The sequence below is a fragment of the Pseudomonas sp. IT-93MI4 genome, assembly GCF_949767635.1.
In the GTDB taxonomy this organism is placed as follows: Bacteria; Pseudomonadota; Gammaproteobacteria; order Pseudomonadales; family Pseudomonadaceae; genus Aquipseudomonas; species Aquipseudomonas putida_A.
In genome coordinates this window covers 239692-257440 of the sequence record NZ_CATKPP010000011.1, presented here as the reverse complement: position 1 = coordinate 257440, position 17749 = coordinate 239692, and the positions used below count along the sequence as shown (strand labels likewise).

Sequence of the window (17749 nt, the reverse complement as noted above, 5' to 3'; positions counted from 1 at the left end):
GAATGAGGCGCTGGTTGATTTTCTGGCCGACAAACTGTTGCCGGTAGGTGTTGACAAGAACAGTGCGGTTTATCAGCAAGGGGTAAACAAGTTACTGGCAGCCTCGCAGTTGGTTGGCGTACTGACGGCTGCAATTACAGGTGGGGATGCGTCCACTGCTGCTGCTGTGACAGCCAATGCAACCCAGTACAACAATCTTGACCATCCGTCCGCCGAACGATTGCTCAAAGAGCTTGAGGGATGTCGATCAACTGCTGGTTGTAGTGCGCAAACGATCCGCGACATCGTCACTAAGTATGAGGATCTGTCCGCCCAACGTTCGATGGCAATCAATGATTGCAAAAGTCGGGCATGTGTTGATGAAATCCAGAGCAGCGCCGTTTCCATGGATACTCCGGTGGCGAAGGATCTGTTGAATTTCCTTCGCAGAAATGTTTCTTACGACATGGTGGGTTTGCTTAATGGTAACCCCTGGTCGATAGCCGTTCCATCGCAGGGCGTTGACGGTTGGGGGGCTTTATTTACCTCCGATAAACAGATGGCCTTCGCCAAAAACCTGGCAGAAGGTTGGTTGACCCCCGACGAGATGGCTCTCGCAGACCAGTGGGCAAAAGATACCAGTTGGCTGGATCAGCAAGCGGGTCAGCCGCTAACGCTGCAACAGCGGGCGACGTTGATGACTGAGCTGCAGATGACCGCAGGGATGTTACTTATTGGCAAAAGCGCCCCTTACCAAACTGGTATAGAGTTTAAGCCAAAATGGACGCGAAAGAGCGTGGGCCAAATTGATGCTTATACCTCACCTTCAGAAGCAATAAAAACGCTGGAAGCCAACGGTTACAACAGAACGTTTTCAGGGGACGGAACGGTCTCCATGCTGACCAAAGGAGACAGGACTTATAAGTTCTATCCGATGTCTACGTCGACAAAAGAACCTACGGCAGAATTGCTAATTAAAGGCATCGACAGATCGATTGTCAAAATCCGATTCAAGGTTGAGTAAATGAGCCTGTCAAAAGTGGAATTTAAAGAAGTGAATCGCATAACGGCAGCGTTAGCGAGGCACCTTGATTTGGAAAAAGATCTTCCTGCGATGGTCTTTCTTGATTCAGGGCTTGAGTATTATTTTTTTGAAAGGCCAGTGCTAAGTAGTACTGATGTTCTCAGTGACTTGGTTCGCTTGAACTATGAAGTTTTCTCGACAGACGTATTCGCCTTGTTCAGCGCACCTTCTGGCTTGTGCTACCTTTTCGATGGGAACAATGTCGATGAAGGTATCGAAGTCTTGAATTCTGGCTTTCGGGACTTTTTCAAAGGCACTGCGGATTACCCGATGATCATCGGTAATCTGGGTTTTGATTGGCTATTGTTTGAAAGTGCTTACGAAGAGTTTGGTGTGCTGGCTCTGAGTAAGGCCAATGCCAAGTTAAAATTTTCTGAGGGCGTAGGGCGTAATTTGATCCGTTCCAAGGAGTTTCAAGCCCTTAAAGGTCGTGATGGAACTTTGGACACAATCATTGACGCGTTTCATGATTATTTCAATGATGAAGGTGGGCGGGTCCCGCTCGAATAAACCATACCACTTCCGCTTGTTCCTCCCGGTATTGGAGATCGAACCATGAATGCTCTGCAACAGGATCTGGTGATCGATCTCCCGTGTGGAAAAGTGTTGAGAAGAAGGCCCTCAAGGTTGTTTTTTTTCGGGCTCCGCTGTGCCAGCATGTAGGTGCGGCCAGACCACGTTTAGATAAAGGGGCACGGGCCACAGCTTTGAAATTTATTTAAGAAACGTGGTCTGTCCGCGTTTTCCCCACGTGATCGCTATCCAAAAATTCAATTGAATGTATTTACAGTGGAAAATTGAATATGCGAGTCGATAGTATGTTTAATCAAGCTAGAGCTATGGTTGCAGGGAACTATAGCTACGCGATTGATGAACTTGGTTTTCGTCCGGAACAAGCGTTTGCGTATACTCAAGATGAATTGGAGCGTCTTATGCGAAAGGATTCTCCTGGCGCTAACGCAGTTCTTCAGACCGCTATTTATATGGAAGGCATTCGTCGTGGGTTAAGGCTGTCAAGGGAAAGTCAATACGCGATTGATATGTTGGAATTTTTGGCAGATACGTACGAAAAGTGCAGCGTTGAGAGTCTTGTAGAAATCGGCGTTGATGATAAAGAATTAGAGATTATCCAGTCTGATATGGACACTGTTAGCAAAGTGTTTTTGTGATTGGAATTATTAGGCCGGGTTTCAATTGCTGCTGAACTGAAAAGCCCCGAACTGCTCGGAGCTTTTTATTTGGACTGGCGATCGGCAGTGACTTAACGAAACGCCGGCACCACATCCCTGATAAATAGCTCCAACGACTTCTTCTTCTCCGCATGCGGCAAGCTGTTGTCACACCAGAAACTGAACTCATCCACCCCAAGTTCCTGGTAATACTTGATCCGCGGAATGATCTCTTCCGGCGTACCAATCATCGCCGTCTTGTGCAGGCTCTCCAGCTCAAACTCCGGGCGGCCAGCAAATTTCTCTTCTGGGCTGGGAGCGAGGAAGCCGTTGACCGGTACTTCCTTGTTGCCGAACCAGGCATCGAAGGTGCGGTAGAACCGTGAGATCGCTTTCGCGCCGATTTTCCAGCCGTCCGGATCGTCCGCCGAGTGCACGTGGGTGTGACGCAGCACCATCAGTTGCGGACGCGGCACATCCGGGTTGTTATCCAGCGCAGTCTGGAACTTGTTCTTCAGGTCGACGACTTCTTCGTCGCCTTTCATCAGCGGCGTGACCATCACGTTGCAGCCGTTAGCCACGGCGAAGTTGTGCGAATCCGGGTCGCGGGCGGCGATCCACATCGGTGGGTTCGGTTTCTGAATCGGTTTTGGCACGCTGGTCGAGGTCGGGAATTTCCAGATGTCGCCGTCGTGGGCGTAGTCGCCTTGCCACAGAGCGCGGACCACCGGGACCATTTCGCGCAGGGCCTGACCGCCGCTGGAGGCGGGCATGCCGCCGGCCATGCGATCGAATTCGACCTGATAGGCGCCACGGGCCAGGCCGACTTCCATGCGTCCGTTGCTGATGACGTCGAGCAGCGCGCATTCACCAGCGACCCGCAGTGGGTGCCAGAACGGCGCGATGATGGTGCCGGCGCCGAGGTGGATGGTGGTGGTTTTGGCGGCGAGGTAGGCCAGCAGCGGCATCGGGCTTGGCGAGATGGTGTATTCCATCGCGTGGTGTTCGCCGATCCACACGGTGCTGAAACCACCGGCCTCGGCCATCAGGGTCAGTTCGGTCAGGTCTTCGAACAGTTGGCGGTGGCTGACGCTTTCGTCCCAGCGTTCCATGTGGATGAACAGGGAAAATTTCATGACGCTTCCTCGGATCTTTTATTGTTGAGTCTACAAAACTGTGTGGGAGGGGCTTGCTCCCGAAAGCGGTGGATCAATCGACATCTCTGGTGGCTGACACATCGCCTTCGGGAGCAAGCCCCCTCCCACAGTGGATTTGTGTGGGGTTGCAGTTTTGCTCAGGCCAGAACGGGCAGGGCGCCCATCTTGCCGTGGCAATACACCAGCGGCCCGGTGTGCTGCTCCGGGACGATCAGATTCTTCACCGCGCCGACCATGATCGCGTGGTCACCGCCTTCGTATTCGCGCCACAACTCACACTCGATGATAGCCGTCGCATTGGCCAGGATCGGGTTGCCCAGCTCACTCAACGTCCACTCGATGCCCTGCGCCTTGTCCTTGCCTTTGCGGGCGAAGGCGTAGGCTTCGCTTTGCTGGCCGCCGGACAGGACGTGGATCGCGAAGCGCTTGTTCTTGATCAGCACAGGGTAGGAGTCGGAGCTGTAGTTGGGGCAGAACAGCACCAGGGCCGGGTCCATCGACAATGAACTGAAGGCGCTGGCGGTGAGGCCGACGATCTGGCCGTTATCGTCCAGCGTGGTGATGACAGTGACGCCGGACGGAAACGAGCCCATGACTTGTTTGTAGATGGCAGCATCGATCATTGGACGGTCCTCGGGTGTTGTGACGCGATTTTTATGTATTTATTGGTCTGATGGTATACCAGTATTTTTTCTTTGCAAGGGCTTTTAGGCTGAACCGATAAACGTGGTGCTTTCGTCGGAAACTCAGCGTTTATTGGGCTTTCGGCTGGCCTGCAGGCCGCAGTATCAGTGAGGATGGCGGATCAGCTAGCACCGTAAACTACGGATCAGTCTTGTGAAATGTTTGGAATACCATAATATGGTCTGCATCTGAGGGGCGACCCAGAGTCCCCCCGGTTTGGCTTCATACAAAGATAAGAACAGACAAACTCGAGTTCATGCATATGTCCCAGATGTCCCGGCAAGATCCGTTGATCGAGAATCACACGGTCGACTACGTCCCACTCGCGGAACGCCACGGGAAGGCCCGCGACCTTTTCACCTTATGGTTCAGCACCAACATCGCGCCACTGCCCATCGTCACCGGCGCCATGGTGGTTCAGGTGTTCCATCTCGATTTGCTTTGGGGGCTGCTGGCGATTGCGCTGGGGCACCTGATCGGCGGCGTGGTGATCGCTCTGGCGTCGGCGCAAGGCCCGCGCATGGGCATTCCGCAAATGGTCCAGAGTCGTGGTCAGTTCGGGCGTTACGGCGCACTGCTGATCGTGTTTTTTGCGGCGCTCATCTACATCGGCTTCTTCATTTCCAACATCGTGCTGGCCGGTAAATCGATTGTCGGCATCGCACCGTCGGTACCAGCGCCGCTGAGCATTCTGATCGGCGCACTGGCGGCCACGGCGATTGGCGTGATCGGCTACAACTTCATCCACACGCTCAACCGCATCGGCACCTGGGTGATGGGCAGCGCGCTGCTCGCCGGTTTCATCTACATCTTCGCCCACGACTTGCCGGCAGACTTCCTGACGCGCGGCAGCTTCAACCTGTCGGGCTGGCTGGCGACGGTGTCGCTGGGGATCATCTGGCAGATCAGCTTCTCGCCGTACGTGTCCGATTATTCGCGTTATCTGCCGGCGGATATCGGTATCGCCAAACCGTTCTGGGCCACTTATCTGGGGGCGACGCTGGGGACGATTCTGTCGTTCAGCTTTGGCGCGGTGGCGGTTTTGGCAACGCCTGAAGGCACCGAGGCGATGGCCGCGGTCAAGCAATCCACCGGGTGGCTCGGGCCGATTCTGATGGTGTTGTTTCTGCTCAATATCATCAGCCACAACGCGCTGAATCTGTACGGCGCGGTGCTGTCGATCATCACCTCGATCCAGACCTTTGCCAGTCAGTGGACGCCGAGCATCAAGGTGCGTGTGCTGTTGTCGAGCGTGGTGCTGGCGGGGTGCTGCGTGGTGGCGCTGGGTGCCTCGGCGAATTTCATTTCGCAGTTCATCGGGCTGATTCTGGCGTTGCTGCTGGTGTTGGTGCCGTGGGCGTCGATCAATCTGATCGATTTCTACCTGATCAAGCGCGGCGCGTATGACATTAGCTCGATTTTTCGCGCGGACGGCGGCATTTACGGGCGCTTCAATCCGCACGCGATCATTGCCTATTTCATCGGGATCATTGTGCAGCTGCCGTTCGCCAATACCTCGTTGTATGTCGGGCCGTACGCCAATCTGGTGGACGGTGCGGATCTGTCGTGGCTGTTTGGCCTGGTGGTGACGGTGCCGCTGTATTATTGCCTCGCCACACGCGGGCAGACGCAGAAGCAACGTGGCGAGGGGATTTATCCCCGATCGGCTGCGAAGCAGTCGTGAAATCAGCGAGTGCGGGCCCCTTTGAGATGTAAAAGGGGGCCGCTTCGCGCCCCATCGGGGATGAATCCCCTCACCACAAGTGATCCCCGTCCAGCGTCCGCATTCCAGTGGTCATTCAAATTGGCCATTTCGATCCCCTTTTGGCCCATCCCCCACTGTGCCGCGACCCCGCGGTCGGCAAGAATCAAAGCCACAACGAAACGCTGGACCTTCCTTGCCCTTGGCTACCTTTACAGCCGCTGCCGTGTACAGAACATAAAAACCATCGATCTCACGTCGCAATCCGGGGAAACAACCATGGTCACGATGAAACGCATTCTGGGTGCCACCGTGTGTGGGCTGACGCTGCTGGCCAGCGCGGTACACGCCGAGCAGCGCGAGCTGCGGGTCTACAACTGGGCGGATTACATCCTGCCGTCGGTGCCCAAGGATTTCGCCGCGAAGACCGGCATCAAAGTGACCTGGGACACCTTCGACACCAACGAATCGCTGGAGGCCAAGTTGCTCACCGGCAACTCCGGCTACGACCTGGTGGTGCCGTCGAACCAGTTCATCGACACCCAGATCAAGGCCGGGGTGTTCCAGAAACTCGACAAGTCAAAACTGCCGAACTGGAGTCATCAGGATCCGGCGCTGCTCAAGTTGCTCGACGCCAATGACCCTGGCAACCAGTACGGCGTGCCCTACATGTACGGCACGGTACTGATCGGTTTCAACCCGGCCAAAGTCAAGGCAGCGCTCGGCGACAACGCGCCGGTGGACAGCTGGGATCTGGTGTTCAAGCCGGAGAACATGGAGAAACTCAAATCCTGCGGCGTGGCGATGCTCGATTCGCCGTCGGAAATCCTCCCGCTGGCCCTGCATTACCTCGGTCTCGATCCGAACAGCCAGAACCCGGCCGACTATGAAAAGGCCAAGGATCTGATGCTGAAGATTCGCCCGTACGTGACCTACTTCAACTCGGCCAAGTACATGACCGACATCGCCAATGGCGACATCTGCGTGGCCATCGGCTATTCCGGCAGCTTCTACCAGTTCGGTAACCGCGCGAAAGAGGCGGGCAACGGTGTGGTGGTTGACTGGCGCTTGCCGAAGGAGGGCGCGCCGATCTGGTTCGATACTTTCGCGATTCCGAAGAGCGCGAAGAACGTCGAAGAGGCGCATGAATTCCTCAACACCTTGCTCGATCCGAAAGTCATTGCGCCGATCAGCGACTTCCTCGGCTACCCGAACGTGAACAAGGACTCGATGCCGCTGGTGAACAAGGACATCACTGGCAACCCAAACCTGACGCCGACCAGCGAGGCGCTGAAAACCCTGTATGTGGTCCAGCCACTGCCGCAAAAACTCGAACGCGTGCGCACCCGAGTGTGGACCAGCATCAAGTCCGACAAGTAACGCCGCGGTCACCTGTAGGAGTGAGCCTGCTCGCGATGCGTCGTGTCAGACGACATTGATGCTGGATGTGCCGGCCCCTTCGTGAGCAAGCCCACTCCCACCCTTTGATCTCGGCCAGCTCCGGATCCTCCATCCACTGACTATCACCTGTGGGAGCGGGCTTGCTCGCGAAGGCGTCGGGTCAGCCGACACCTTTATTGAATGTCGCACCGCATTGTGAGCAGGCTCACTCCTACAGGTTTTGTGGCGCGTTTTTACTCATCACCAGACTCAACACCACCGACCCCAGAATCACCCCGCCCACCACCGCCAGTGACCATTCCACCGGCATGTGAAACCAAGGCATCAGCGTCATCTTGCCGCCGATGAACACCAGCACAATTGCCAGTCCGTACTTGAGCAAATGAAAGCGATCGGCCATGTCTGCCAGGAGGAAGTACAGCGCACGCAGGCCCATGATCGCGAAGATGTTCGAGGTGAACACGATGAACGGATCGGTGGTGACCGCGAAGATCGCCGGGATGCTATCGACTGCAAACATCAGGTCGCTGGCCTCGATCAGCACCAGCACCAGGAACATCGGCGTGGCCCAGCGCACGCCGTTCTGCAGCACGAAAAAGCGCTCGCCGTGAAAGCCCTGCGTGATCCGCATGTGCCCGCGCACCCAACGCAGCAGCGGGTTTTTGTCGAGGTCCGGTTGCTGCTCGGCGAACATCAGCATCTTGATCCCGGTGATGATCAGGAACACCCCGAAGGCATACAACAGCCACTCGAACTGCGACACCAGCCACACCCCGGCGAAGATCATCGCCGCGCGCATCACGATCGCCCCGAGTACGCCGTACAGCAGCACCCGGCGTTGCAATTCCGGTGGCACGGCGAAGTAGCTGAAGATCATCACGAAGACGAACATGTTGTCGATCGACAGTGACTGCTCGATCAGATAACCAGTGAGGAATTCCAGGGTCTTGCGCTGGGCAATTTCGGCGCCGAACTCGCCGTTCAAGTACCACCAGAGCAACCCGGCGAAGGCCAAGGCCAGTGCGCACCAGGCGATCACCCAACAGGACGCTTCCCGCACTGAAACGCGGTGTGCCTTGCGTCCGCCGAAGACGAACAGGTCCAGTGCAAGCATGGCGAGAACGAAGATGATAAACGCGCCCCACATCCATGGTTCGCCAATATTGATGTTGGTGGTTGGCATGGTTGGCTCCCTGGCTTTTATTGAATTAGGGTCAGGCAGGGCCATGCTAGCGGCGAGTTTAGATGTAAGAAAAATCGCTTATTTCTTAGCGACAGTTCGGGAAAAACGAAGTGTTGTACTGATGATGCGCGCATAGCGGTATGATCGCCGCCTTCATTGGGTCGGGCGAATGCCTTGTCCGGCAACGAAAAGGAGTTTCGTAATTGAATCAGCCAGTCAATGAGTTGCGTGCAGAAGAGGGGTTGGAACGCTACCGGAAATACTTGCGCATCGAGGTTTCGTTATTCATTGCGGCGATGCTCGGCGCATTCGTACTCAATGGCTACGCTCATCTGGAAAAATATTATCTGGTGCTGGATGTGCCGTTTGACCGATTGAATATCAGTGGTCAAAAGCTTGCTGCGTATGGCGCTGCAGGACTTGGCGCGATGATCGGCGCGTTACTGTTCGCCATAGCATTTGTCATTGCCGTTTCATTGATCATTGCCTTGACTGAGCGGCCGGGAAGGCTGCCGGTATCCCCGACAAATCCTCTGTGGCTTGTGAGGTTTCGCCAACGTGCAAGTGAATTGAACATCGTGTTCAAACTCTTCGCTTTTTCCGCAGTCCTGGCCGGATTTTCCATTCTGGCCTGGTATCTGACCGTCCACGTACCCTCGATGTCGGGCAGAAAATCTGCCCTGGATACCGCCGCGAAGTGCGAGGAGCGCACCTTGACCTTCCGCAGCCTGGACCGCTACACCGCCTGCCAGGTCGCAGAGTCTGAGGACATGTTGTATCTGCTCAAGCGCGACTCAAAAAACAACACCCAGGTTTCGTTTTATACCTTTCAGCTCCCCAAAGCCGGCCTTGTTGAAAGTAAGGGAGAAAGCAAGAAAATGAAATTCGATCCGGATGATGACGACGCGAAATAACATGACTGTCGGCATCAGGACCGATCAAGTGCGCGCACCTGATCGGTCATCTGGCGTGCCCGAGGAGGCTGCAGCTGCCGCCTCGGGTTAGTTATTTGCCACGGGCCAACGCCGGAGTACGCGGCGGCACCTGACGCTTCGATCCGGTAGCCTCAAACGCCGAGGCCAGACGCAACAGATTCGAGTCATCGTAAGCACGACCGGCGAAAGTCAGACCAACCGGCATGCCGATGTCGGCCATGATCCCCATCGGTACGGTGACAGTCGGCACACCGAGATGCCGGATCGCCAGATTGCCGTTGGCGACCCAGACACCATTGCTCCAGGCGATGTCCGCCGATTCCGGATTGATATCGGCATCTGCCGGGCCGACGTCGGCGTTGGTCGGGAACAATACCGCGTCGAGTTTCAGCGCATCCATCCAGTCTTCCAGATCAAGCTTGCGGGTCTTTTCCAGACCGCGCAGGCCATCGGGCAGCGTCGGGATCTGGTCCCACGGAGTGATTCCGCGCTCGGCCATGCGCACGTATTCGTCCATGCCGGCGGCCAGATCGCCTTCACGGTTGGGCAGGGTACCCGGGTCGTGCGGGAAGATTTTCGGCCCGTCGACATCGGCCAGGCGATTGAGCTTCGGATCGTCGTTGGCGCGCAGGAAATCATCGAAGGCCCAGGCCGACAGATCCCACAGTTCGTGGTGCAGGAATTCCTTGGAGACGATGCCGCGATTGAACACGGTCGGCGCGCCGGGGCGGTCGCCTTCGCAGTTGGAAACCAGCGGAAAATCCACTTCGATGACTTCGGCGCCGGCCGCTTCCAGCGCGGTGCGGGCCTGGTTCCACAGGTCGATCACCGAAGCGCGGGTGTTGATCCGCTGCCCGGTCGGGCCGCCGATGCCTGGGGCTTCGCTGGTGCCGGCTTCGGGGTCGGCATTGATGTACATCTTCGGCACACCGAGGCGTTTACCGGCCAGTGCATTGGGTTTCACTGCCAGTTCGGCGTAGGACGCCGGGCGTACCGAGGCAACGCTCGGGATCGGCACCCACGGCTGCAGGCGCCACAGATCGCCACGGGTGTCGGGGTCTTCGGCGACCACAACGTCGAGCACTTCAAGCAGATCGGCCATGGTCCGGGCGTACGGCACCACCACGTCCATGGTCGGCGTCAGCGGCCAGTTGCCGCGCACCGAAATTACTCCGCGCGATGGCGTGTAGGCGCACAAACCGTTGTTCGATGCCGGGCCGCGACCGCTCGACCAGGTTTCTTCCGCCAGACCGAACGCCGAGAAGCTCGCCGCGGTCGCGGTGCCGGCACCGTTGGACGAGCCGGAAGCAAACGGCGCAGTCAGATAAGCAGCGTTATACGGGCTTTCGGCCCGGCCATAGACGCCACGCTGCATGCCGCCATTGGCCATCGGCGGCATGTTGGTCTTGCCCAGGCAGATCGCCCCGGCGGCACGCAGGCGTTCGATGGTGAAGGCGTCGCGATGCGCCACCAGATCGGCGAAGGCCGGGCTGCCCGAGGCGGCGGTCAGCCCCTTGACCAGATAGCTGTCCTTGGCGGTGTAGGGGATGCCGTCGAGCGGGCCGAGGATTTCGCCCTTGGCCCGTCGCGCGTCGGACGCCCGGGCTTCGGCCATTGCTTCGGGATTGCGCACCACCACGGCATTCAGTGCGGTGGCGGTGTTCGGGCCGTCGTAGGCGTCGATCCGGGCCAGATAGGCCTGCACCAGTTCAACCGCGGTGGTCTGGCCGGCTTCGAGCGCCGCGCGTAATTGAGCAATGGAGACTTCAGTGACTTCGATCATGCTGTTACCGCCGACAGGTTCGCTAAAGGGGTGGGTCATTATGGTTATCGTCGAAACGTGTGAAGAATTACCGATGGGCGAAACTCTACCCTGAACTTTGCCGAATGGCATGTGCTAATTCGATAAATATCGACAAAACTCAGCGAAAAAATTCACCCGGTGTCTCGCCAAACTGTTGGCGGAAGGCTGCGATGAACGCCGAGGTCGAGTCATAACCGCAGGCCAGAGCCACGTCGGTGACGCGTTCGCCACGTTCCAGCGGGGTCAGTGCGCCGAGCAATCGCAAGCGCTGGCGCCAGGCGCGGAAGGTCAGGCCGGTGTCGCGTAAAAACAGGCGGCTGAGGGTTTTTTCGGTGACGCCGAATTTTTCGCTCCAGTGCTGCAGTGTGGTCTGCTGTTCCGGATGTTGCTCCAGGCTTTGATAGATCTGTCGCAGGCGGCTGTCCTGGGGCAGTGGCAGCATCAGGTCGATCTGCGGCGCCTCGGCCAGTTGATCGAGGATCACCTGGGCCAACCGACCATGTGCGCCACCCTCGTCATATTCCACCGGGACCAGACTGAACGCACGAATCAGTTCGCGCAGCAGGTCGCTGACGCCCAACACATGACAGCGCTCCAGCGCCCAGCCGGCCACGCTGCAGTCGATGTACAGGCTGCGCATTTCGGTGTGCGGCGAGCTGAACACTCGGTGCGGCACGCCCGCCGGAATCCACACCGCGCGCTCCGGTGGCGCGACGAAACGCCCGGCGCCGGTCTGCACTTCGAGCACGCCCTGAATCGCGTACGACAATTGCACCCACGGGTGGCTGTGACGCCGGGTCAGTGCGCGATTGGGCAGCGATTCGGTGCGCCCGTACAGCGCACGGGGCAGGCTGGGCAGCCCGGGAATGCTGCGCCTGAAGCTTTTTTCATGTCCTTTAGGCGGCATCTGTTGGCTCTTCGGCGTTAGTCGGTAATTTCTGCTCACGTTAGAGTCGCAGTCACGTACTGGCAACCCCCGGATGAACAAGCCCATGACTCGCCCAAGATTCCTGCCCGACAACTTTACCCTGACCCTGATCGGCGTCGTGCTGCTGGCCAGTTTTCTGCCGGCCAGCGGGCAGGTCGCGGTGGGGTTCGGCTGGCTGACCAATATCGCCATTGCGCTGCTGTTTTTCCTGCATGGCGCCAAGCTGTCGCGTGAATCGATCATCGCCGGTGCCGGCCACTGGCGCCTGCACCTGTTGGTGTTCGGTCTGACCTTTGTGCTGTTCCCGCTGCTCGGGCTCGCGTTGAAACCGCTGCTGTCGCCGCTGATTGGCGACAAGCTGTACATGGGCATGCTGTATCTCTGCGCGTTGCCCGCCACCGTGCAGTCGGCAATTGCCTTCACCTCGCTGGCCCGAGGCAATATCCCGGCGGCGATCTGCAGTGCAGCGGCGTCGAGCCTGTTCGGGATCTTTCTCACGCCGTTGCTGGTGACGCTGCTGCTGAACGTGCACGGCGACGGTGGCTCGACCCTGGATGCGATCCTGAAAATCAGCGTGCAACTGCTGCTGCCGTTTATCGCCGGGCAGATCGCTCGGCGCTGGATCGGCGCATGGGTGGGGCGCAACAAGAACTGGCTGAAGTTTGTCGATCAGGGTTCGATTCTGCTGGTGGTGTACGGCGCATTCAGCGAGGCGGTCAACGAAGGTATCTGGCATCAGATTCCGGTAGTGGATCTGCTGGGGCTGGTGGTGGTCTGCTGCATCCTGCTGGGGCTGGTGCTGTTGGCGTCGACCTTGCTGGGCAAGGCGTTCGGTTTCAGCCAGGAAGACCGCATCACCATTTTGTTCTGCGGTTCGAAGAAGAGTCTGGCCACCGGCGTGCCGATGGCGCAGGTGTTGTTTGCCGGCAGCACCATCGGCGTGTTGATTCTGCCGCTGATGCTGTTCCATCAGATTCAGCTGATGGTCTGTGCGGTGCTGGCGCAGCGTTATGCCAAGCGGCCGGAATCGGTGCCGGAGCTGATGGCGCAGGTTGATCCATAATGCAGTGATGCCCGGCGGTCAGCCATCGCGAGCAGGCTCGCTCCCACAGTTGACCGCGCAGGGCATTACAGCGCAAGAATCCTTCAGTCCTGAGTCACGTGTTTCGGGCCGGCCAGTGCCCAGGCAATCAGGCCAAACAACGGTACGAACACGATGGCGATAATCCACACGCCTTTGTTGCTGCCTTTGCCTGCGCTCTTGCGCACGCGGTTGATCGCCCACAATTCGATGATCACAAGAACGACGGCGAGTACGATCCAGACGGGTTCAATTTGCATGGGCTACCTCCTGATGGTCTTTCAGTTAGGTGAGTCCAAACGCGCAGGGTTCATTTAAATTGCGCCGCTGCCTCCCGAATATTTAACCGCAGCGGCCGCCCGCGACGGCACGTTGAGCGTGCGCAACAGCGACGACACATGGATGCGCACGGTGAACGGCGAAATATCCAGTTCCCGGGCGATCTCCTTGTTGGTCTTGCCTTGGGCGATCAGCCGTAACACATCCTGCTGACGCGGGGTGAGGGCGGTGCCGGTCTCCAGCGGCAGCAGCCCGGAAGGCGCGAACCTGACCAGCACTTCGCCTTCGCGGATCGCCAGAATGGCCTGACCGATCTCATCCGGGACAATGTTCTTGCCGATGAAACCGTCGATGCCGGCCGCCATTACCTCACCAATCAACGCCTCGTCGTCGACCATCGACACTACGATCAAAGTGGTGCGCGGCAGTTTTTTGCGCAGCTCGGCGAGTTGGCTAATGCAGGTCAGGCCGGGGAAGCGCAGGTCGAGAATCAGTGTGTCCGGCTCGCTGCCGTCGGGCAGCAAGGCCAGCACGGCGTCGAGGTCGCCGGCCTCCTCGATAGTCGCCTCGGGCAACAGGCGCTGCACGGTGCGCCGCATGGCTTCGCGAAACAACGGGTGATCGTCGGCTATGATGATGCGGCATGTCATGACGTGACCCTCCCTGGATCAGCGTGGTTTACGGCATGCACCTTAGCACCGCGTACGCAGATTGCCTGCCGGCCGCTGCTGAATCTGACGACTGTCGCACAAGGACGTTGCCCATGAAGTTCGAGAAAAACACCGAGCTGGATCAGGCCAATCTGCGGATCATCATCGCCAGCATTGCCATGGTTTACATCTGCGTGCTCGGTGTATTGCCGGGTCAGCGCTTCGATGTCTATCTGCCGGTGGTGGTCTACATCACGCTGTTTCTGCTGGCGTCGATTGTCCTGCGCCAGGCCATCGCGCGCTGGCCGGGGCATTACCCGGCGCGACGAATATTCGCGATGATTCACGATTACACCGGCACCTGTTTCGGCCTGGTGCTCGGCGGTGAAGCGGCGTTGCCGCTGTACGCGGTGATCATCTGGGTCAACCTGGGCAACGGCATGCGCTATGGCTCGCGCTATCTGGCGATTGCCACCGGGTTGGCGCTGCTGGCGTTGCTGGCGGTCTATCGGTTGACGCCGGTGTGGCAGGCGCAGCCGTACATGGTGCTGATGTTGATGCTCACCAGCACCGTGATTCCGTTCTACGCGCACTTGCTGCTGGAGCGCACGCGCAAGGCCTCCGAAGAGGCGGTCGCGGCCAATCTGGAGAAATCGCGGTTTCTCGCCCAGGCCAGCCATGATCTGCGCCAGCCGATTCATTCCATCGGGCTGTTCACGGCGTGCCTGCGTGAGTCGCGGCTGGGCGAGCAGGAGCGGCAACTGGTCGACAACATCGACCGTTCGCTGCTCAACGTCTCGCAGTTGTTCCGTTCGATTCTCGACCTCTACACCCTCGACAACGGGCGCATTCTGCCGAGGCTGCAGGTGTTCAATCTCGGCGAGTGGCTGGCCGACCTGATCCGCCAGAACGCCGAGGCGGCACGCTGGGCCGGTGTGGAATTGCGCCTGCGTCCGTGCCAGCACTGGGTGCAGAGCGATCCGGCGTTGCTCGCGACCATGGTGCAGAACGTGCTTTCCAATTGCTTCAAATACGGCGCGCAACGCCCGGTACTGATCGGCGTGCGCAAGCGTGGCAGCGGGCTGGCCATCGTGATTTATGACCGTGGCAACGGCATTGCCGAGGAGCATCTGCCGAAGGTCTTCGAGGAGTTTTATCGAGTGCGTCAGGTGCGTGACAAGGACGTGGAAGGCGTCGGCCTCGGGCTGTCGATCGTCAAGCGTCTGGGGCAGTTGATCGGCGTCGATGTAGCCTTGCGCTCGCAGCTTGGGCGCGGCACGGCGGTTTCCCTGTATGGCTTGCCGGTGGCCGTGGCGCCGCAGTTGCCGGTCATGCGTGACGATGTGCGGCAGGCCGGCCTGTTGACCGGGCTGAAGGTGTGTCTGGTGGAGGATGATCGCAACGTCTTGCTGGCGACCTCGGCGCTGCTCGAGCGCTGGGGCTGCGTGGTGCAAGGCGAATTGAGCGGGCAGGGGCTGGTCACCGATTGCGACATCATCGTCGCCGATTACGATCTGGGTCCACATTCCACGGGCATCGAGTGCATTGACGAGGTGCGGCGCCAGCGTGGTTTTGCGGTGCCGGCGATGATCATCACCGGGCATGACATCGAGAAAATACAGGCGGCCTTGCACGACCGCCAAATTTCCATCCTGTCCAAACCGGTACGCCCGGCCGAGCTGCGCGCGACCTTGCGCAGCCTGCGCGACCGGCAAACCGAGCCGGCCGAGCAGGTTTGACTCAACGCTTGCAGAGGTAGTCCTGAGTGATGGTGGTTTGCAGGCAGTTGAACTGGCCCATGGTGCGGCAGATGTTCTTCTCGGAACCGGTCACCTCGGCGTTCTTGTAACCCCAGGTCTTGCAGCGCTCCATCGCCACAGTCAGACCTTGTGCGGCGTTGGTCTGGCCGCTTTCGAACTGACCCAATTCGTAGGAGACCTGGACCACGCCGTCGTTCTTGCTGCCACCGGTGGCTTCCCATTGTTTGGGCGTGGCGCAGCCTGTCAGAGCGAGGGCGGTGAGAGTGAGAGTTGCGATCAGGATTTTCATGATGGAACGTAGTCCTTTACCGGGGATGAAGGTTTACTGGAACGGAATCGGCGAGGCGCCTTTGGGCAGGCACGACAGCGGCGGGGTCATGATGCCCATGCTCGCCACCGCGATAATCGCGCCGCTGGGCAACTCGCAGTTGTACTCGCCGGCGGAGGTGTACGCGGTGTAGTAGGTGAGGGTGCTGTCGCTGCGGATGTTGTCGATTTTCGACACCGGCTTGCCGATGACCGTCTGGGCGCGTTCTTTCATGCTGGCTTCGGTAGGTTTGGCAGTCTGGCAGCCGCTGGCGCCAAGCAACAAGGCGCTGACGATTGCCACTTTGCAGAGGTTGGAATGCAGTTTCATGGTGTTTCTTCCTTGGTGTTGTTCTGATTTCCAGGCACGACGATCCCGCGCACTGCACAGCGGCAATGTTGGGGAGCATCGGGGGTTGCGAGTGAATATAACGCCGGGTGGCGGGGCGGTCGATTAGCACAAGTGTGCTAGTGCGGCGGAGGGAGAGGCGACCCATTGGGTCGCCTCGCGCCGATTACTGAGGGGAGTTGAACTGGTCGGAATAGCTGCCGGTCATCAGCGCCGAAGCGACGCGATCAGAACCGACGCCGACGCGTGAGTAGGCATAGCGATTGGCGCCGACCTTGTCGGTGCCGTCGGAAGCCAGTGCGCTTGCGCCGACGTGATCGGAGCCATCGGAGGCTACTGCGCCCGCGCCGACATGATCAGAGCCATCGGACGCCACTGCGCCTGCTCCGACATGATCAGAGCCATCGGAGGCTACCGCGCCCGCCCCGACATGATCCGAACCGTCCGAGGCGACTGCGCCAGCCCCGACGCGATCGGAACCATCCGAGGCGACTGCACCAGCGCCGACATGATCGGAACCGTCCGAGGCGACTGCACCAGCGCCGACATGATCGGAACCGTCCGAGGCGACTGCTCCAGCGCCGACATGATCGGAACCATCCGAGGCGACTGCACCAGCGCCGACGTGATCGGAACCATCGGAAGCCACTGCGCCAGCGCCGACATGATCGGAACCATCGGACGCCACTGCGCCAGCACCGACATGATCAGAGCCATCGGACGCCACTGCAGCGGCTCCGACATGATCCGAACCATCAGAGGCCACCGCCTGCGGCTGCGCAGCCCAAACCGTTGGCAACATCACGGTCGCCGCGACCGCAAGAATGGCGCCTGACAAAAGCGTGTGTTTCATGATTTTCTCCACGACCCATCAGCCACACAACATTCGTTGGCCCGGGGTTGACCAGGTTGGCAATTGGCACGGGCGCGCTCGATGGGCGCACGGGTGTCGACGTTTTTGCATGAAACCGCGTTAGCGAACTGAAAAGTATAGATCGGCAAAATGCAGGCGCAGGTGCGACAACATGCAAGCGATAGTCGGTTAACTTCCTTGCACAGGGGCGCTTGAAGGAAATCAGTCTAAAAACACCGCCCGGGACGCGATGGCTTTTGCTAGCCTCAAAGGTGTAGGCGAAGACGCAGACTGATGCGCAAGCGGATAGCAAGGGGACGTGGGGCGCGTTCCGAAGGGTACACGGTTAGAAAGATCTCCGCGCTGAGATCCAGCCCTTATGCCGTGTGAGGCAGCAAAGCACCGCTCTTTTTCCATGGTTGCTTTTGTACTGTGAGAGGCCCGA

The 17749-nt window shown here is 58.7% G+C and carries 17 protein-coding genes; 7 read left to right on the top strand and 10 right to left on the bottom strand.

All coding sequences use genetic code 11. The features are described from left to right. Positions 1–1003 precede the first annotated feature (1003 nt). Together ACM6I7_RS08335 and ACM6I7_RS08330 are read left to right on the top strand one after the other, a co-directional pair. Positions 1004–1573 carry a hypothetical protein gene (locus ACM6I7_RS08335; protein WP_414888331.1) on the top strand — a complete coding sequence of 190 codons (570 nt, stop codon included), beginning with the start codon at positions 1004–1006 and terminating at the stop codon, positions 1571–1573. Between the two features lie 293 nt (positions 1574–1866). Then, positions 1867–2232: a hypothetical protein gene (locus ACM6I7_RS08330; protein WP_414888330.1), complete on the top strand. Its 366-nt coding sequence runs from the start codon at positions 1867–1869 to the stop codon at positions 2230–2232. Positions 2233–2324: 92 nt separating this feature from the next. Here the strand turns inward: ACM6I7_RS08330 and ACM6I7_RS08325 are convergent, their stop codons facing one another. Both ACM6I7_RS08325 and ACM6I7_RS08320 read right to left on the bottom strand, forming a co-directional pair. After that, positions 2325–3368, bottom strand: a complete 1044-nt coding sequence (locus tag ACM6I7_RS08325; protein ID WP_150368787.1) for an LLM class flavin-dependent oxidoreductase — start codon at positions 3366–3368, stop codon at positions 2325–2327. A gap of 158 nt (positions 3369–3526) precedes the next feature. Further along, positions 3527–4012: a flavin reductase family protein gene (locus ACM6I7_RS08320; RefSeq protein WP_121184995.1), complete on the bottom strand. Its 486-nt coding sequence runs from the start codon at positions 4010–4012 to the stop codon at positions 3527–3529. A 323-nt stretch (positions 4013–4335) separates the two neighbouring features. On the opposite strand from ACM6I7_RS08320, the gene ACM6I7_RS08315 reads away from it, so the two are divergent. Both ACM6I7_RS08315 and ACM6I7_RS08310 read left to right on the top strand, forming a co-directional pair. Beyond that, positions 4336–5757: a purine-cytosine permease family protein gene (locus ACM6I7_RS08315; RefSeq protein ID WP_027613050.1), complete on the top strand. Its 1422-nt coding sequence runs from the start codon at positions 4336–4338 to the stop codon at positions 5755–5757. A 297-nt stretch (positions 5758–6054) separates the two neighbouring features. Further along, a complete protein-coding gene (locus ACM6I7_RS08310; protein ID WP_003225750.1) occupies positions 6055–7155 on the top strand; it encodes a polyamine ABC transporter substrate-binding protein in 1101 nt (366 codons plus the stop codon). Positions 7156–7387: 232 nt separating this feature from the next. Here the strand turns inward: ACM6I7_RS08310 and ACM6I7_RS08305 are convergent, their stop codons facing one another. After that, positions 7388–8359 (bottom strand): TerC family protein, encoded by a 972-nt coding sequence (locus tag ACM6I7_RS08305; RefSeq protein WP_414888329.1) that lies wholly within the window; start codon positions 8357–8359, stop codon positions 7388–7390. A gap of 203 nt (positions 8360–8562) precedes the next feature. Here ACM6I7_RS08305 and ACM6I7_RS08300 point away from each other — a divergent pair, with 203 nt between their 5' ends. Beyond that, complete coding sequence (locus ACM6I7_RS08300; RefSeq protein ID WP_027613053.1) at positions 8563–9273, top strand: hypothetical protein; 711 nt, start codon at positions 8563–8565, stop codon at positions 9271–9273. Between the two features lie 91 nt (positions 9274–9364). Here the strand turns inward: ACM6I7_RS08300 and ACM6I7_RS08295 are convergent, their stop codons facing one another. Beyond that, the gene (locus ACM6I7_RS08295; protein WP_414888536.1) at positions 9365–11077 is read right to left on the bottom strand and encodes an amidase; all 1713 of its coding nucleotides are present in this window, start codon (positions 11075–11077) and stop codon (positions 9365–9367) included. A gap of 139 nt (positions 11078–11216) precedes the next feature. After that, positions 11217–12005, bottom strand: a complete 789-nt coding sequence (locus tag ACM6I7_RS08290) for an AraC family transcriptional regulator (RefSeq protein ID WP_027613055.1) — start codon at positions 12003–12005, stop codon at positions 11217–11219. Positions 12006–12090: 85 nt separating this feature from the next. Between ACM6I7_RS08290 and ACM6I7_RS08285 the strand changes: the two genes are divergently transcribed. Beyond that, on the top strand, positions 12091–13089 hold the full coding sequence (locus tag ACM6I7_RS08285) for a bile acid:sodium symporter family protein (protein ID WP_027613056.1): 999 nt from the start codon (positions 12091–12093) through the stop codon (positions 13087–13089). An 83-nt stretch (positions 13090–13172) separates the two neighbouring features. Here the strand turns inward: ACM6I7_RS08285 and ACM6I7_RS08280 are convergent, their stop codons facing one another. Then, positions 13173–13367 (bottom strand): PLDc N-terminal domain-containing protein, encoded by a 195-nt coding sequence (locus ACM6I7_RS08280; protein WP_007965735.1) that lies wholly within the window; start codon positions 13365–13367, stop codon positions 13173–13175. Between the two features lie 54 nt (positions 13368–13421). After that, entirely contained in the window at positions 13422–14036 is a 615-nt protein-coding gene (locus tag ACM6I7_RS08275; RefSeq protein WP_183780407.1) for a LuxR C-terminal-related transcriptional regulator, read from the bottom strand. Positions 14037–14149: 113 nt separating this feature from the next. Here ACM6I7_RS08275 and ACM6I7_RS08270 point away from each other — a divergent pair, with 113 nt between their 5' ends. Beyond that, entirely contained in the window at positions 14150–15775 is a 1626-nt protein-coding gene (locus ACM6I7_RS08270) for a hybrid sensor histidine kinase/response regulator (protein WP_414888328.1), read from the top strand. Between the two features lies 1 nt (position 15776). Here the strand turns inward: ACM6I7_RS08270 and yecR are convergent, their stop codons facing one another. The 3 genes from yecR to ACM6I7_RS08255 all read right to left on the bottom strand — a co-directional run bounded on the left by yecR (position 15777) and on the right by ACM6I7_RS08255 (position 17304). Beyond that, positions 15777–16085, bottom strand: coding sequence for a YecR family lipoprotein (gene yecR, locus ACM6I7_RS08265; protein ID WP_027613060.1), 309 nt, complete (start codon positions 16083–16085; stop codon positions 15777–15779). Positions 16086–16118: 33 nt separating this feature from the next. Continuing rightward, entirely contained in the window at positions 16119–16433 is a 315-nt protein-coding gene (locus ACM6I7_RS08260; protein WP_183780400.1) for a hypothetical protein, read from the bottom strand. 184 nt (positions 16434–16617) lie between these two features. Further along, positions 16618–17304 carry a hypothetical protein gene (locus ACM6I7_RS08255; RefSeq protein ID WP_223849597.1) on the bottom strand — a complete coding sequence of 229 codons (687 nt, stop codon included), beginning with the start codon at positions 17302–17304 and terminating at the stop codon, positions 16618–16620. Between the last annotated feature and the right edge of the window lie 445 nt (positions 17305–17749).

Coding starts and splice junctions, on each gene's coding strand:
- ACM6I7_RS08335 (WP_414888331.1), top strand. CDS start 1,004: ATGAGCCTGTCAAAAGTGGAATTTAAAGAAGTGAATCGCATAACGGCA.
- ACM6I7_RS08330 (WP_414888330.1), top strand. CDS start 1,867: ATGCGAGTCGATAGTATGTTTAATCAAGCTAGAGCTATGGTTGCAGGG.
- ACM6I7_RS08325 (WP_150368787.1), bottom strand. CDS start 3,368: ATGAAATTTTCCCTGTTCATCCACATGGAACGCTGGGACGAAAGCGTC.
- ACM6I7_RS08320 (WP_121184995.1), bottom strand. CDS start 4,012: ATGATCGATGCTGCCATCTACAAACAAGTCATGGGCTCGTTTCCGTCC.
- ACM6I7_RS08315 (WP_027613050.1), top strand. CDS start 4,336: ATGTCCCAGATGTCCCGGCAAGATCCGTTGATCGAGAATCACACGGTC.
- ACM6I7_RS08310 (WP_003225750.1), top strand. CDS start 6,055: ATGGTCACGATGAAACGCATTCTGGGTGCCACCGTGTGTGGGCTGACG.
- ACM6I7_RS08305 (WP_414888329.1), bottom strand. CDS start 8,359: ATGCCAACCACCAACATCAATATTGGCGAACCATGGATGTGGGGCGCG.
- ACM6I7_RS08295 (WP_414888536.1), bottom strand. CDS start 11,077: ATGATCGAAGTCACTGAAGTCTCCATTGCTCAATTACGCGCGGCGCTC.
- ACM6I7_RS08290 (WP_027613055.1), bottom strand. CDS start 12,005: ATGCCGCCTAAAGGACATGAAAAAAGCTTCAGGCGCAGCATTCCCGGG.
- ACM6I7_RS08285 (WP_027613056.1), top strand. CDS start 12,091: ATGACTCGCCCAAGATTCCTGCCCGACAACTTTACCCTGACCCTGATC.
- ACM6I7_RS08280 (WP_007965735.1), bottom strand. CDS start 13,367: ATGCAAATTGAACCCGTCTGGATCGTACTCGCCGTCGTTCTTGTGATC.
- ACM6I7_RS08275 (WP_183780407.1), bottom strand. CDS start 14,036: ATGACATGCCGCATCATCATAGCCGACGATCACCCGTTGTTTCGCGAA.
- ACM6I7_RS08270 (WP_414888328.1), top strand. CDS start 14,150: ATGAAGTTCGAGAAAAACACCGAGCTGGATCAGGCCAATCTGCGGATC.
- yecR (WP_027613060.1), bottom strand. CDS start 16,085: ATGAAAATCCTGATCGCAACTCTCACTCTCACCGCCCTCGCTCTGACA.
- ACM6I7_RS08260 (WP_183780400.1), bottom strand. CDS start 16,433: ATGAAACTGCATTCCAACCTCTGCAAAGTGGCAATCGTCAGCGCCTTG.
- ACM6I7_RS08255 (WP_223849597.1), bottom strand. CDS start 17,304: ATGAAACACACGCTTTTGTCAGGCGCCATTCTTGCGGTCGCGGCGACC.